General features: G+C 49.5%; 11 protein-coding genes. 5 read left to right on the top strand and 6 right to left on the bottom strand.

All coding sequences use genetic code 11. From position 1 onward, the window contains the following. Positions 1 to 25 precede the first annotated feature (25 nt). From gap to AC58QD_RS25060, 5 genes are all read right to left on the bottom strand, one after another. Positions 26 to 1,063 carry a type I glyceraldehyde-3-phosphate dehydrogenase gene (gene gap, locus AC58QD_RS25080; protein ID WP_497337758.1) on the bottom strand — a complete coding sequence of 346 codons (1,038 nt, stop codon included), beginning with the start codon at positions 1,061 to 1,063 and terminating at the stop codon, positions 26 to 28. A 273-nt stretch (positions 1,064 to 1,336) separates the two neighbouring features. Further along, entirely contained in the window at positions 1,337 to 2,251 is a 915-nt protein-coding gene (locus AC58QD_RS25075; RefSeq protein WP_497337756.1) for a DUF4340 domain-containing protein, read from the bottom strand. Beyond that, positions 2,248 to 3,642 carry a GldG family protein gene (locus AC58QD_RS25070; RefSeq protein WP_497337755.1) on the bottom strand — a complete coding sequence of 465 codons (1,395 nt, stop codon included), beginning with the start codon at positions 3,640 to 3,642 and terminating at the stop codon, positions 2,248 to 2,250. Before AC58QD_RS25070 ends, AC58QD_RS25075 begins: the two co-directional genes overlap by 4 nt. A 13-nt stretch (positions 3,643 to 3,655) precedes the next feature. Then, positions 3,656 to 4,366: an ABC transporter permease subunit gene (locus AC58QD_RS25065; RefSeq protein ID WP_497337754.1), complete on the bottom strand. Its 711-nt coding sequence runs from the start codon at positions 4,364 to 4,366 to the stop codon at positions 3,656 to 3,658. Further along, complete coding sequence (locus AC58QD_RS25060) at positions 4,359 to 5,378, bottom strand: ABC transporter ATP-binding protein (protein WP_497337753.1); 1,020 nt, start codon at positions 5,376 to 5,378, stop codon at positions 4,359 to 4,361. Before AC58QD_RS25060 ends, AC58QD_RS25065 begins: the two co-directional genes overlap by 8 nt. A gap of 260 nt (positions 5,379 to 5,638) precedes the next feature. Between AC58QD_RS25060 and AC58QD_RS25055 the strand changes: the two genes are divergently transcribed. Beyond that, positions 5,639 to 6,106, top strand: a complete 468-nt coding sequence (locus tag AC58QD_RS25055) for an NUDIX hydrolase (RefSeq protein ID WP_497337752.1) — start codon at positions 5,639 to 5,641, stop codon at positions 6,104 to 6,106. A gap of 91 nt (positions 6,107 to 6,197) precedes the next feature. On the opposite strand, the gene AC58QD_RS25050 is transcribed toward AC58QD_RS25055, so the two are convergent. Beyond that, positions 6,198 to 8,666, bottom strand: a complete 2,469-nt coding sequence (locus AC58QD_RS25050) for a U32 family peptidase (RefSeq protein WP_497337772.1) — start codon at positions 8,664 to 8,666, stop codon at positions 6,198 to 6,200. Positions 8,667 to 8,934: 268 nt separating this feature from the next. Between AC58QD_RS25050 and AC58QD_RS25045 the strand changes: the two genes are divergently transcribed. The 4 genes from AC58QD_RS25045 to AC58QD_RS25030 are packed head-to-tail and all read left to right on the top strand — an operon-like array spanning position 8,935 to position 14,820. Continuing rightward, positions 8,935 to 12,177 (top strand): FG-GAP repeat domain-containing protein, encoded by a 3,243-nt coding sequence (locus tag AC58QD_RS25045; protein ID WP_497337751.1) that lies wholly within the window; start codon positions 8,935 to 8,937, stop codon positions 12,175 to 12,177. A 40-nt stretch (positions 12,178 to 12,217) separates the two neighbouring features. After that, on the top strand, positions 12,218 to 12,469 hold the full coding sequence (locus AC58QD_RS25040; protein WP_497337750.1) for an acyl carrier protein: 252 nt from the start codon (positions 12,218 to 12,220) through the stop codon (positions 12,467 to 12,469). 7 nt (positions 12,470 to 12,476) lie between these two features. Next, entirely contained in the window at positions 12,477 to 13,688 is a 1,212-nt protein-coding gene (locus tag AC58QD_RS25035; protein WP_497337749.1) for a class-II aminoacyl-tRNA synthetase family protein, read from the top strand. Positions 13,689 to 13,704: 16 nt separating this feature from the next. Then, positions 13,705 to 14,820, top strand: a complete 1,116-nt coding sequence (locus tag AC58QD_RS25030; protein WP_497337748.1) for an SGNH/GDSL hydrolase family protein — start codon at positions 13,705 to 13,707, stop codon at positions 14,818 to 14,820. Positions 14,821 to 14,933: the final 113 nt, after the last annotated feature.

Here is a 14,933-nt window from a genome sequence, read left to right as displayed (position 1 = left end):
CCGTATAGCTTAGACGAGAAATCCTCTATGTGGCTATCGCTTCGCTCTTTTTTGTCATCTCCACTTGAGCTGCGTAGTCGATGAAATCGATAACTCGCGAAGCATACCCCCATTCATTGTCGTACCAAGCGAGCAGCTTCACTTGATGTCCCGTTGACATAAGGGACAGCCCATCGATAATCGCTGACTTTTCATTCCCTATATAATCACTTGAGACGAGCGGAAGCTCGTTGAACTCCACATAAGGCGCATAAACCCCTGTCGCAGCTTGACGGAATACAGCTTTCAAGTCATCTACAGAAGCTGGACGTGTTAGTTGTGCAGTAAGATCGACCAGGGATACGTCCTGTGTAGGCACGCGAAGCGACAAACCTTGAATTTTGGAAGCCAGATGCGGCAGCACACCGGCTAAAGCTTTCCCAACCCCGGTCGAGGTCGGAATAATCGATTGTGTACAAGCGCGTGCTCTGCGTAAATCCTTATGAGGATTGTCCAGATGATTCTGATCATTGGTTGAGGCGTGAACGGTTGTCATCCAACCGTTCTCAATGCCGAATGCATCGTCCAGAATATGAAGAATCGGCGCCAAACAATTCGTCGTACAAGAGGCCGTTGAGATAATGTTGTGTTCCTGCGGCTCGAAGCCCTTTTCATTTACTCCCATCACTACTGTGTAATCAGCCCCGCTGCCCGGAGCGGTAATAATAACACGTTCTGCGCCAGCGACCAGATGCTTGCTTGCCCCTTGGCGATCATTGAACTTGCCTGTCGCGTCTACAGCGATATCAATCCCAAGCTGTTTCCACGGAAGCTGCAGGGGATCCCGTTCCATCACTACAGTAATCGGATGACCATTAATGATCATTCGATCTTCTTCCACTCTGATGTCCCCATGCCATCTCCCATGCACGGTATCATATTGCAGCAAATGAGCCACTGTTTCCACGGGGCTAGTCGTATTAATCGCGGTAATCTCAGCATTCACCAACCCTCTCGAGAAAGCTCTCCTCAGCAACAGCCTCCCAATTCTGCCCATACCGCTGATTGCAATGTTTCGTTTCATCGACAAACCCCCATTTTCATAATGTTCCTTTGCTCGGTTATCATAAATTATACAATCAAACTATTTATGACGCAATATAAGAGTTATTTCCATATATAGTGTGTATTATATTACTGTTTTACAAGAAAAGATATGGACAATTCATTGAATAAAGCAATTTTATGTGAAAAACCGGATTAGGATTTCAGCGCGCTGATTTAAGACCAAATACGCCAAAAAGACGAACCCCTATACGGAGGCTCGTCTCTCTTAAACGATTAATTTTTATCCTGTTTATTTCAGTGCATCGAACATTTCCTGTACGGAGGCTTGCGGGATGGAATAGGCCCAAGCATCACCTTGTTTCGCAATCCATACGGAATCCCCATCTACTGTACCGATATAGGAATGGGTGGATTCCGTTCCATCCTTCTTCAGCGTAAGCGTAAGCTTAAGTTCCGGGTTGTCTTGCTTCACCTCTGCAGAAGGCTTCACCAATTCCTGTGTGGACATCAGGATTACTTTATCCAGGAATGTTGTGGCCTCTGTTCCGACAAGCTCTTTATCCCCAAACTTCCAGGCCGATTCATTCGCTGTTTTTGCTGGATCCGATTTGGTTAATGTCTTGCCCTCGCCTTTCCAATTCACCGACACGTTTAACACGTCATTATACGTTGCGACAACAGGAAGCTTCTGCATGAAATCGATAGGAGCCAAAGCCAATCCCTGAAGACCGCCATCGCTCACCTTGTACACAGCCGGAGAATCCTTGAGCTTGGCGTAGTAGTATCCGCTTATCGGAAGCGGCGCTCCAATTTGGATCGATTTCACAGACCCATTCTTCAATGTGACTTCATATTCCTGTGAAGGGGTCGTCAAACCAAATCCAGACAAATCGGCCGGACTTGCATCTACCTCCCCTTCATGAGTCAAGGCTGCAAAAGCATTGAGCCAGGATTCCGCTGCATAAGCCGTAAGAGGCAACGCACTCGGTTTGGTCATTGCCCATTGATCGCCTTTGCGCTGTAATTCCGTTGTTTCCGATGCTGCAGTAAGCTTGATCGATGTCACTTCGTCGGGAATAATCGGTGCCAGCGGTTTCGCCGCAGTCGACTCCTCTTCCTCCTTGAAGAAAGACTGGCTGGATGCATACCAGAATGCCCCGATGCAAATGATGACCAGGATGATCGTTGGAATGAACCGCTTCATCCTTTTCTCCTCCTCCACCAGATCGCGCCGCCAATCACAAGGAATAATAGCGGAAACCCTATAACGGAACCGTAAAAAATTTTACTACCGTCACCAGGCATCAACAAAGCTTGCTGAGCTTGCGATTCTTCCCGCGGCCGGATCGTAATCATGTCAGTCTGCTCCTGTAACCAACCTACCGCATTCAAAGCGAAGTCACGATTCCCTTGTTGACTAATCAGTTGATCCATCAAGAACTGCGCGTTCCCAATCACAACCGCCTTAGGCTTGTTATCCTTATCTTGGACTGCATAAGCCAGATCGAGCGGTCCTGATAGATCAGCACCATCCTTGGCGGTTTGATTCGTTGTTGTCAATTTGGCAAGATCCGTCTCTCCATAAGCTTGACTGGTTGTGGCCAGAAGCGCATTCGCTCTGTACTCTGTGTTAGCGGTATCCGTCTGCAAGGCAAGCGCAAGCGGAAGAATCGTAACACGATCTTGTGAAGACAGCTCGTTCGTAATTTCGTGAGAACCGAATTCTGGAATGATAGTCAGCTTGTCGGTCAACGTTGTTCTACTGCTCTCCAGTGCAATCGCATTCGGATTTTTCACATTGATGGCAGCTAGCAAATCATTGATATTTTTCCACTTTTCCAAGTCTTTAGCATAACCGACCGCCAAGTACAGCTTTCCTTTTCCTTTAACATACTCCTTGAGTGCAGTTGCTTCCTTCTCATCCAGATCCGCCTGTGGTCCAACAAGGAATACAGCCTCAGCATCATCCGGAATTTTGCCCTCTCTGAACAGATTCAATTCATTCAAGGTGTATCCTGCGCTTTCCAACGAAGAACGGAACACCGACATTTGACCGGCTGGAATCTCATTATGACCCGATAAGAAATAAACCGGATGTTTGACGTCAGAGCCGAGATTCAACAAGGTTTGGGTAAATCTCTCTTCGCCCGAGAACTGGTAGGAGCTTTCCGTAGAACCCTGCTGGAATAACTCGTAGCTGTACACTCTTATGTTCTGCTCCCCGCTCTCAAAGATGGTCGTACCAACCGTATCAATCTGATATTGATTCGCTTTGGCAGGTTCCTTGATCGGATCAATCTCTTCTAGAGTTATTTTCTTATTCCGCTTCTCATATTCCTTGAGCAGATCAATTACGTGTTGATTCATGATGCTATCCCCTTGGGACTGCACACCGGTAAAAGCTGTGATCTTAACGTCTTTATCGAGATTCTTCAGCATGCTGAGCGTTTGTTCCGATAACGTGTATTGCTTGTTTTTGGTCAGATCCCATTGTATACCCTTGACCGAGCCAAGGAAGATCGTAGCGATAATAAAAATACCGATTACCGCAAGCGACAGCACTGCTGCGTTCGTACCACGTATCCACTTATTCACTCGTCTTCCCCCCTTATCTCCACCGTTTACGTTCTAGAATTTGAATACTGAGCAGCACAAACACGGCTGTAAACATGATGAAGAACAGGAAGTCCGCCAAGTCGAATATGCCTTTGTTGAAATTGTTCGAACGCCCGACGATCGAGAATTGGATCAGCCAGTCCTTTGCGCTCCCAGCAACGCTTTCCCCTAACCAATCGATCATCCAGAGCAGCAGCAGCAGGGCAAAACCTGCAATACCCGCTACCATCTGATGTGAAGATAGGGAGGATGCGAATAACCCAACCGCCATCATCGCCGCTCCGACGAGGAACATGCTTAACATAGACATCCACAGCACAGGCTGGTCCAGATCCCCATAGCGTGACATAATAAATGGATACAGCAGACTCCCTACGACTAACATCAATTGCACTAATAGAGCCGCCAAATACTTTCCGACAATGATCTCCCCAATACCGGCAGGCGAAGTCAGAAGCAATTCGTCGGTCCCTTGTCTCAGCTCATCGGAAACAAGCCGCATGGTCAATAACGGGATGACGAATAGGAAAACAACCATTGTATTCCCCGAGAGCATCCGTACATCTACGACCTGTGAACCAAGGAAATTCATACTGAAAAAATAGCCGGAAATGACAAAATAAAACGCAAACGCCACATAAGCTACAGGAGAGTAAAAATACATCTGCAATTCTTTTTTACATATCGCTATCGTTCTACGCATCTTCTCCCACCTCCGAATCGCTGTTCACTTCAACAGATTCATTGGAAGAAGCCGCTGGCTCATCCGTAGTCAGCTTAAGGAATACATCCTCCAAACTCAAGCTCTCCCGCTTCATCTCGAGAATCGGATAACCGCGTTCCGCCATGCGGAAGAATACCGCTTCACGAATATCAGTCTGGTCGCTCGCGGCTACTCGCAAGCGAGTAATAGTGGGATCAACGAATGTGCCTGATCCAGATTCCGCTTCCAATTCTTTCACTGTTCCAATAGAGGAAAGGCTCTGCAGCTCCTGAATAATGTCCTCCCTGGGCCCGCGCACTTCCAACTTCAGCTCGAATGTCTCGCTCATGGAGTTGGATATGTTGTCCGGATGATCATCCAGCACGATTCGTCCCTGATTAATAATTAACACCCGATTACAGATGGCATTGACCTCAGGCAGAATATGAGTACTGAGCAGAACGGTATGATTCTCGCCTAGCTCCCGAATAAGCGCGCGAATCTCAATGATCTGCTTCGGATCAAGACCAGATGTCGGCTCGTCCATAATAAGCAGGTCGGGCTTGTGAATAATTGCCTGTGCCAAGCCGATCCGCTGCTTGTATCCCTTGGACAAGCTGCGAATAATTTGCCGCTCGCGTCCTTGCAGCCCTAACTTCTCAATAACTTCGCCGATACGCTGCCTCTGCTCTCTTACGGGTACGCCCCTCAAATCGGCAACGAACTTCAAGTAAGATACAATCGTCATCTCTGGATAGAGCGGCGGTGTCTCCGGCAAATAACCGATCTTGCTGCGCGCTTTACGCGGATGTTCCGCCATCGACAACCCGTCGATGTGAATCGAACCCTTGGTCGGGTTCAGGTAACCCGTGATCATGCGCATTGTGGTCGTTTTACCCGCGCCGTTAGGCCCGAGAAAACCTACAATCTCGCCTCCGGTCATGGAGAAATCGATGTTGTGGACCCCGCGATCATTCTGATACAGCTTACTGACTTGATTGACTTCTAACACACGTTCACCCTCCTGTTCTACTTTGCTATCCCCGGAAATGGCTGGTTTCTCTGAATCTCTATCCCTGTGTTATTTCTTTATCTATCTTTCCACCCAATATACAAGCGAAACAATAAGCCTACCTTAAACGAAACTGAAAATAAGCTTAAAAATATGTGTCTAAAATGTGAATGAACTAGATGGAGAGTATTTGCCTACTTTTGCTAACTATCCTGTACAATAGGTTCAACTAGATAACGTGAACGGAGGAGCTGATGAGGATGGATTATATTACTTATGTTAGAGACATGGTTGGTCATAGCCCGATCATTATGGTGGCCGCAGGGGCATTTATCTTCGATAAGGAAGGGCGTGTTCTTCTTCAACTGCGAGCAGATAGCCATACATGGGGACACCCAGGCGGATTTATGGAGTTAGGCGAGTCCGTAGAAGAAACGGCTCGCAGAGAAGCTTACGAGGAGACGGGGCTGAAGCTGAAAAGCATGGACTTCTTCGGCATTTATTCCGGTCAAACGCAACAAAAAACGTTAGCCAATGGAGATCAACTATCGCTAGTAAAAATGATGTTTATATGCAATGAATATGAAGGAGAATTAAATGGGATAAATGAGGAGACCGCTGGGCTGCAGTTTTTTGCTTTGCAGGATTTGCCAGACAATCTTTTCCCTTCGCAAAGGCAGGCGTTTGATGATTTGTTGTCGGGGCGGAAGGGTCCTTTTATTCGGTAAAAACAAAAGGCGCTGCTCATGATGGATGGACATGATGTCATCTATCGTTAGCAGCGCCCTCTTTTTGACCGCAAATCCTCTATACACTCGCTTATTTCACTAATTGCCCTCGCGTCACGCCCAACTGATTCGTCGCCTTAAGCTTGCGCCATACTTGCGTGCCGCTTATGTCGCCTCGCAGCGCTCGACTGTACAGATCCAATACCTCGCGCACCTTGTCGGCCTCTTCCTCCAGGAATTCTATGCGGAAGACCCGCACTCCGAGCTCCAGGAAGTTGCTCACATATTCCGCTCCGGACTGCTCGATCGCATTGTATACCGTATTGCGACAGCCTTCGTCAACCCGCACCGGATGGGACATACCTACACGATCCTGCAGCGATGCTCGATGATCCTCACAAGGACGGCCGCAGTTCGTATAGTCAGTTCCTTCACTCAGGAACGTGCAGTACACGCAATGCTCGGTATGGAACATAGGCAAATGTTGATGCAGCACGACTTCTAGCAAGGAAGTATCGGTGCGCTGCAGCAGGTCGACCATCTGCTGAATATTCAAATCATAGGATGGCGTTATCCGCTTGCAGCCTGCTGCTGCAAATAGATCGACTGTCTTATGATTCGTGGCGTTCAATGAGAAATCGCCAATCAACTCAGGCTGGAACTCATCTGGATGATTCATCCGATGCTGCATGAAGGCATACATGGCCCCCGTATTCCGAATGAGCACGCCGTCTGGGCGTAATTTCAATATGTTCTTAAAGTACCCCAGCTCTCCAGGCATATGAATGCGCGGTGTCGCTAGCGCTATTCGCTTGCCAGCAGCACGGGCTGCTTCTACAGCGGCAGGAAATTGTTTAATGAATTCAAAATCCGCATAAATCCACGGAACATCCGTCTCCCCTGCAGCCTTCACCTGCTCCAAGCTTCGGCAAAGGGCAATCAGGTAAGGAGCATCTGATGTGGAGCTTGTCGAGCTTATCAGGCTTGATGAGCTCGTTGAATGAATCGCATCGGCATACACATCTACGGACCGTTTCGTGTAAGGGTAAGGCTTCTGACGTGCCTCCTCCAGCTGCGTTACGGCTTGTCGGCGCATTTGGTTCAGCTCGCGCATGGGCACGATCAAATCGCCCTGCAGCTCCACATCCAGCTCGGCTAATTCGAATACCGTACCGCCTAAGCGACCGAATTGTTCTTCGAACAAAGTCCGATCCATCGGACGTTTCTCCGCCTGAACCAGAGGCAGCTCCGACTCTACCGCCGTGACGAATCCAGTCCTTGTATCGGTCCACCATGTCTTCAACGGGTGGCCCAGTGAACCCACGACCTTCACCTTCACCGGGAATACCCGGTACGGCTTGTCGGTCTCGAACGTCTGACGCAGACGTTTGTCCAAGTGCGGGTCGCTCGTCTTCCAGACACGATCGCCCACATGAACCCGCTTCAGGTCGACGTCGTTGCGACCTGCCACGAGCTCGATGATGCCGCCTTCGGCTTCACCCTCGAGCTTCACCCCTTTGCGGCGCACGTCATAGACTCGGCCGCCTTCTTCCTTACGGGTAGGATCGCCCGCATCGAATACAATGCCGTCGCCGCGCTTCACCGGCGCCTCCAGCTCAACAATCACACCGTCGCGCAAAATTTGCTTCACACGACCCAAGAACACACCCCGGCTCTTAGGAAAGGTGCCTTCCACCAACTGCTTATTGTTCGTCCCTTTAAGGAAGCCGTATGAAAAGCCCCGCGAGAAGCTTTGCTCCAGCTCGCGAAGCTCTTCCTTGGACGGCTGAGGGTCCCGACCATCGAAATAAGCGTCAATCGCTTTGCGGTATTTGCCCACCACATTCGCTACATATTCAGGCGACTTCAAGCGCCCTTCGATTTTGAAAGAAGTAACACCGGCCTCAATTAACTCGGGTACCAGCTCAAGCGCAGCCAGATCCTTCGGGGACAGCAAGTAGGCTACATCGCCCATAGGCCGTTGCACACCGTCAACCATCAAGTCATAGGGCAGGCGGCAGGCTTGTGCGCACTCCCCGCGATTAGCCGAGCGCCCGCCCCACATTTCCGAGGTTAAGCATTGGCCGGAGTAGGAAACACACAACGCGCCATGCACGAACACTTCCATCGGCAGCTTGGCCTGATCACCAATCTGCTTGATCTGCTTCAGGTTATTTTCCCGTCCAAGTACAACTCGCTCAATATCAAAAGGCTTGGTAAATTCTACTGCCTCAGGCGAAGTAATCGTCATTTGAGTAGAGCCGTGGATCGGGAAGTCAGGCGAAATCTCCCGGATCAGCTTCACTAACCCCAGATCTTGTATAATTACCGCGTCAACTCCTGCATCGATACAAGCATCAATCAGCTTCTTGGCATCGTTCAGCTCTTCCTCGAATACGAGGATATTGAAGGTGACGAACCCTTTTACCCCGTACAAATGCAAAAATGCCATCACATCCGGTAGCTCGTCCATCGTGAAATTGTGTGCGCGCACGCGAGCATTGAATTTATCCACGCCAAAAAAGATCGCGTCAGCCCCATTCGCGACAGCTGCTCTCATGCAATCCCAATCTCCTGCTGGTGCCAGCAGCTCTATATGTTCCTTGCGTATAACTGGTGTACTCAACTTCAACAGCCTCCATCGTTTCAAACCGTTTCTTCTATATAGATTAGTGTACCAGAAAAGACGGGCAAAAAGCCATTTACAAGCTCACCATCATCAATTGACAATATCCTCCTCTATTTCGTCAAATGTTAACAAAGCTCGATCCTAATGCTATAATGACAATATTGCAAACCACAAATACTTAATAGAAGCAGGGATTTCATTGCCATTCTCTAAGAAAGCCATATTAGGGCTCATAGGGATCCTGCTCGCCGCTGCCTGTCTGTTTCTGGTGTTCGGTCAAAGGGATGAACAAGTGCGCATTCTTTATGCGACTGGTGGTTCAGACTATGACCAGGCTGCCTATCTCAATTTCGAACAATCACTCGTACCCAATCTTAAGTTGAACCGCTGGCAGCTGGGGGAGTTAGGTGCAAGCAAGCTGCGATCCTATGATGCTATCGTACTCGATCCTTCACTCATCCAGAGCTCCACTTTACAAGAAGATATAGCCATGCTCCGCACTTACGTGGAGAAAGGCGGTCATTTATACGTTGATCATGAGCTTATTGACGTTATTCCAGCCGACCTGTTAGGCGGATCCGGTACAGCTGAATTACCGACCATTGACAAGCCTGATTTTACTTACCCGAAGGTGGATGAGCATCTGCAAGGCTTTCAGGATGTATTCCATGAATTTGCTAACGGCTTTGTAGAGAATGTGTTTACGGTTAACATGTCCCTGAAAAACCTCATGCCAGGCTACAAATGGGGAAAAACTCTAGTTGTGACGACGGCTGAACCGATCGTGCTTCTTCAGGGCAAGCCCATCGTCACTTTGAATCGGGTCGGCCAAGGCACCGTAATGATGACAAGCGCTTTTTTGCCCAACCGTTATTTCATTACTGGATTCGACCTGAAGAGCGGGATGAACCCCAATGATGGTTTTGCCCAGAAGACAACGCTTCACGATGAATCGATCCAGACACGCATAAGGGCTAACTATTTTGATTTCAAAACCGGATTGCCTCTGCAGCCTTACTTCAACTTTTCCTTTGCGGCAGCGAATCATCTGCTTAGAAGCGAATATGCAGCCTTTGTATCCAAAGAAACCTTGGGGTATAGCTTGAAGAAAGTGTACGGTCCTTATGGCCGACCGGCGATGGCGTTCCAGAATCATTTTGAGGCGTTGCCTGGATTTCAGAAGCAAGAAGGTATTCATTGGGCGGAACTGTTGAAAGTCTATAATCAGATCCCATCCTTCTCCCTGATTCGTTCCTCCTTCAATTGGTGGCAATGGTACGAAGGAATCGTTGTACATCTGAATACAGGCACTACCGCCAAGCCTGAGTTCGTCGGGGAGTTCCCGAACTCTTTCTATTCGAGCGGGACCCATCTCCTGAGCGGGGATAAACTGCTGTATATGGCAGGTTATCCTCCGGTGGAGGGAGAGGAAACTCAGCTTGCGATGAAGCTCAGCCTCCCTTATCGAGCTTACCCGGCTTTTGCCGACCTCGACGGGGATGGCAAGCTCGATCTGGTGGCCGGAAGCGGCGACGGCACGGTCACTTGGTTTCGTAATGTCGGCGCGAAGACGTCGACCCAGCAGGTGCCGTCCGGCGCGGCCTATCCGGACGCCTTCTCGGCCGGCGCCCCTGTGCGCTTAGCCACAGGCACTGGCGCCGCAGGCAATCTGCGCGCGTCGAGCGGCTATGCTGCGATTGCCGCGGGCGATCTGAACGGCGACGGCCGCGTCGACCTCGTGGTCGGCGGCGCCGACGGGCGCGTGCTCGCCGCGCTGCAGCGGCCGGGCGGCGTGTTCGCCGCGCCGGTGGCGCTCAGCGCGAAGCGCGCTGGCAGTACGGCGACGTCGCCCATCTCGGCGACGGCAGGCAACGCGGCGCCGGCACTCGGCGACGTCAACGGCGATGGCATCACCGACCTCGTCGTCGGTGATCAGAACGGCCGCGTGACGCTGTACCGCGGCATTAAGGGCTCGCCGCTGCGGTTCGAAGCGGGCGTCACGCTCGTCGACATTCCGGCGAAATACGCCGCTCCGTCGATCAAAGACCTGAATGCCGATGGCAAGCCGGACTTGGCGATCGGCAACAGTGAAGGCGACGTGCTCGTCTATACACAACTCGACCGATTGGATCGTTGGGCCGAGCAAGGGCCGATCGCAGGCAAGACTAGCAACCAGATGGGCAGCAAGGCGATTGTCGGCGGTCAATTCTCGGTGCCGGTGTGGATGGATCTGAATCATGACGGCAAAGAGGATCTGGTAGTCGGTCAAGTGGAATACAGCAAGCCTGTTGCGATCGATGATCCTGACTTTCCTTTCAAGCAACAGCTCCATGATTTTATAGCTTATACCAAGCAGAACAAGCTGGAGCTGTATCCGCATCTGTTCATGCACAACTACGTAAGCGCCGAGCAGGAGAAGGAAGAAATCGACCTGCACCGCAAAGCGTTCGCCGCCCTAGGTATCCCTTGGACACTTACCGGCACGAATCAACATACATGGCGGATCAATAACAGCGATCAATTACAGACGCTGCGGAACGAGAATGAAGCTGACATTTGGTTTAATTTCGGCTTTAAGCCCCCGAATGATCCATTCGATCCGCAATGGGGACAGGATTTCATATGGGGCTTCCCTTTCCTGCTCAAGGATGAGGCTCTCAAGCACCCGATGCTGCTTCATACACCAGGGATGAAGCTTAAACTTAATCCGCTCGATCCGAAGAAAGATAATTCCGACTTGTTCTATTCTTTTGCCAAGCTGGATATGCCGATTGATTATTTCGAGCATATTGAATACCAAGACGAGATTAAGCTGAATGAATTGACCGAATTCGCTCAATTCTTCGATAAGCTGCGTTCGAAGTACGATTATAACTTCGTATCCGAGCCTCAGATGGCTAGAGCTACAATGGCCGCTATGAAGAGTGACATTCAAGTGAGTCGAAGCTGGCTCGTTTATTTGATCGACACAGCCAGGAACCGATTCGGCAACGGCAAGCATCTCACCCTTTCCGTGAAGGCCGATAACAGCAATGTGCCTGTCGACATGGTGAAGGAGTATCGCGATGCAGTCGGGGTTATGTTCGAACCTGGCAAGAATTACACCAACATCCCTTTTGGAACCAGCTCTGATATTGTGTTGACCAATGATAAGAAGATGTACGTCGGCCTGCAGGGAACGACTTCCGTGTCCGTAGACTGGAGCAATCCGACTATGCACGTAGAGCGATCGAATGTGCCGATCAAGATCCAGAAGAGCGACAGCCAATGGACAATTAACCTTTTATCGGAAGGCATGCAGCAAATCAAAATATTCAGTCCGACTCCTCTGCGAATTGAAGGGAACGATCTGAAGATTGATTCCAGCGAAGCGGAGAATAATTACAATTACATCGTTACACATTTCGGTGATATGACCTCAATCACGTTGCACAAAGAATAGAACCACAATTAATAAATGTAGAAAAGAGGATTAACGAATAATGGACTCCATCCTGCACGAGCTAGAACAACATATACGCACACGTTACGAGGTCGAAGCAGATGACAGTGACTTCACGCCTGACGTCCATCTGTTCGACTACGGTTATATTGATTCCATTGGCGCCACCGCGTTAATTGCCCATATTGAGAAAACCTATAACCTGCAAGTCACCAATCAAGATCTGATGTTATACTCGCTCAACACTATTCGAGAAATTGCCGAGTTCATCGTGAAAAAGACAGGGAGGTAAGGCCATCATGGAGCAAACGAAGCAAATGGAATGCACGGTCTCCTTGCAGGGCCTTGATCCTAACCAACACGGGCAGCTTAAATACGCCTCTTCTTTTGTAGACGAAGCGATTGAGAAAATCTGGCTGGACGGAACGGACCTCCACATTGTACATCGCTCGGAGAACGGCAATGATCACATTGTCGCTCAAGTGGAACGGTTAAAGGAACGATTCTCCAAAGGGGACTTCGGCTTCAAGGAACACATCCTATACGAGCGCAAAGGTCCTATGCCTTACAAAGGCGACATCATGGCTGAGCTGGTGGATAAGAAGACGATTAAAGTTCTAGAGGCGGGGCTATTCCTGTTCCGTGAGCCTTTCTCCAGCTTGATGCGATTCTTCGATTATTCTTTCGTAACCAAGATCGCGCATGCTTTCGGTGCCAAGGAAGAGACGTATCCAGCCGTTATTCATCTGACTACCCTGGATAAAACGAATCATTTCACCTCCTTCCCAGAGCATCTGCACTTCCTCTCTCACTTGCGGGAGGATCTTGATGTAATTGAGGCATTCTCTCAATCGATTCGGGAATCGGGCGGCTGGAAGCCTAATGCAGAGCTCGATTTGAACCGGAATATGCCAAAACCGAAATTCGCTATGAATCCTTCCACTTGCTATCATTGCTATGAAGGTCTGCAGGGCGAAGTATTGGATGGGGATGGTGTTATTGCAACTGCGATTGCCAAATGCCATCGATATGAATCACATAACCATGAGGACTTTGGAAGACTGCTGGATTTCAGCATGAGGGAAGTTATTTTTGTTGGCAAACCAGAGTTTGTCCGCGAGAATCGCCTGAAAGCTGTTGAACATCTGAAGCAATTGGCGGAAGAATGGGAGCTCGATTGTGTAATTGAGAATGCAAACGATCCGTTCTTCACCAATGATTTTCAAGTCAAGGCATCGTTCCAACGTAACCAAGAAATGAAATACGAGATGAGGCTTACGATACCGCACATCAACAAGTCGATCGCTTGCAGCTCGGTTAACTTCCATAGTACGGCATTCGGTACGGCATTCGACATCAAGACAGGCAAACGTCCGGCAACAACCGGCTGTCTTGGCTTTGGGATTGAGCGATGGGTGTTCGCTTTCCTTGCCCAGTATGGTCTTGAGGAGCAGCATTGGCCGGTTACCTTCCGCGAGCAATACAAGGCTTGGCAATCCAAATCGATCTAATAAATGAGTGAGAACCATGTCCAACCATTCAGATAATGATCCGACTCCAATCGTTCCAAACGGGGCAGGATCAAGCAATCAGACGGAAACTTACGTCACTTTGAGCCGTGTTCAAAGCCGCAGCCGAAGTAAAAGCAGCGGCAAAGACAAGGGCCCTAACGCGAAACCAGACCCGGAGAATAAGAGTAAGCATAACGTTTGGAGCTCTATACGAGGGCTGCTTAGCTCAAACAGCTTTATTCTTCTGTTGCTAGCCGGCTTCGTGCTGTTCGATGTGCTGCTCTCGTTATGGGATCCGATGTCCTCCTCCCTGCGTTTCTATAAGAATGATTTTACCAAGACGTTGTATCACCACCAATGGGATCGTTCGGGTCCCGTTTTTTATGGAAATTCAGCGGTTACCGGAGCCTACATGGAAGAACAGGCCGCTCAGGTGCAGCTCGTGGAGATGGGGCTTGCCTATGGCAAGCTGACCGATCTGAAGCAAATTCTCCGCCAGGGGCTTTATGAGGTAGAAGGACAGCTCGTTGTTGGTATTGACGCTCATACGATGCTCGATCAGCTAACCACAGATAACACGTATCCCTGGTTCAAGCACTGGTATCAGCCTTATGTCTATTTCTATCGGGATTATTTCAAAGACTCAGGTAAGGAGCTGGCAGTGAACGCTTGGAAAGGCGTGAAACACGGCGAGCTTGACCTGCAAACCTATGAGCCTCGTTGGATTGATAAAGAGCATTATTACGGGCCAAGTAAGCCTGACATGCTCAGATCTGACTGGGAACGCTACGAAAAGCTTTTTAACTGGATGACGTTGGATGATATGAAGGATAATCTCGCCGCGTTGGACTGGGTCGTTGAGTATAGCAAGAAGCATCAACTTCCGCTTAAGCTCGTCATCATGCCGATCAATCCAGATCCGGCCTATCCGCATCCGGGTTATTGGAATCCGCTAAAAGAGCATATCCGGCGCACAGCCGAAGCCGCCAATATTCCATTGCTCGATGTCTCTGACCGCTATACAGCTGACAAGTTTCACGATCTGGTGCACCTGAACATGGAAACCGGCGCCCCGCAATTTACCCGGGAGGTGGACACATGGCTGAAGTCTTCCGCAAGCTCGTCGAAGTAATTTTCTATTTGGCTATGTTGATCGCTGTACTCCTTGCCTTTACGGGTAAAGGGTTGTTTATTTATGAAGGATTCTGATCTTTGACCGGTTCCAAAGTAGCTGCCAAGCACAAA

This window comes from Paenibacillus sp. J2R1T-4 (assembly GCF_059692235.1).
The sequence above is the reverse complement of the archived record's forward strand: the minus strand, read 5'-3'. Positions and strand labels throughout refer to the sequence as shown.

What these genes read in the sequence shown, in the direction of transcription:
- AC58QD_RS25075 (WP_497337756.1), bottom strand. Translation starts at nt 2,251, where the DNA reads ATGAAGCGGTTCATTCCAACGATCATCCTGGTCATCATTTGCATCGGG.
- AC58QD_RS25055 (WP_497337752.1), top strand. Translation starts at nt 5,639, where the DNA reads ATGGATTATATTACTTATGTTAGAGACATGGTTGGTCATAGCCCGATC.
- gap (WP_497337758.1), bottom strand. Translation starts at nt 1,063, where the DNA reads ATGAAACGAAACATTGCAATCAGCGGTATGGGCAGAATTGGGAGGCTG.
- AC58QD_RS25030 (WP_497337748.1), top strand. Translation starts at nt 13,705, where the DNA reads ATGTCCAACCATTCAGATAATGATCCGACTCCAATCGTTCCAAACGGG.
- AC58QD_RS25040 (WP_497337750.1), top strand. Translation starts at nt 12,218, where the DNA reads ATGGACTCCATCCTGCACGAGCTAGAACAACATATACGCACACGTTAC.
- AC58QD_RS25035 (WP_497337749.1), top strand. Translation starts at nt 12,477, where the DNA reads ATGGAGCAAACGAAGCAAATGGAATGCACGGTCTCCTTGCAGGGCCTT.
- AC58QD_RS25050 (WP_497337772.1), bottom strand. Translation starts at nt 8,666, where the DNA reads ATGAGAGCAGCTGTCGCGAATGGGGCTGACGCGATCTTTTTTGGCGTG.
- AC58QD_RS25065 (WP_497337754.1), bottom strand. Translation starts at nt 4,366, where the DNA reads ATGCGTAGAACGATAGCGATATGTAAAAAAGAATTGCAGATGTATTTT.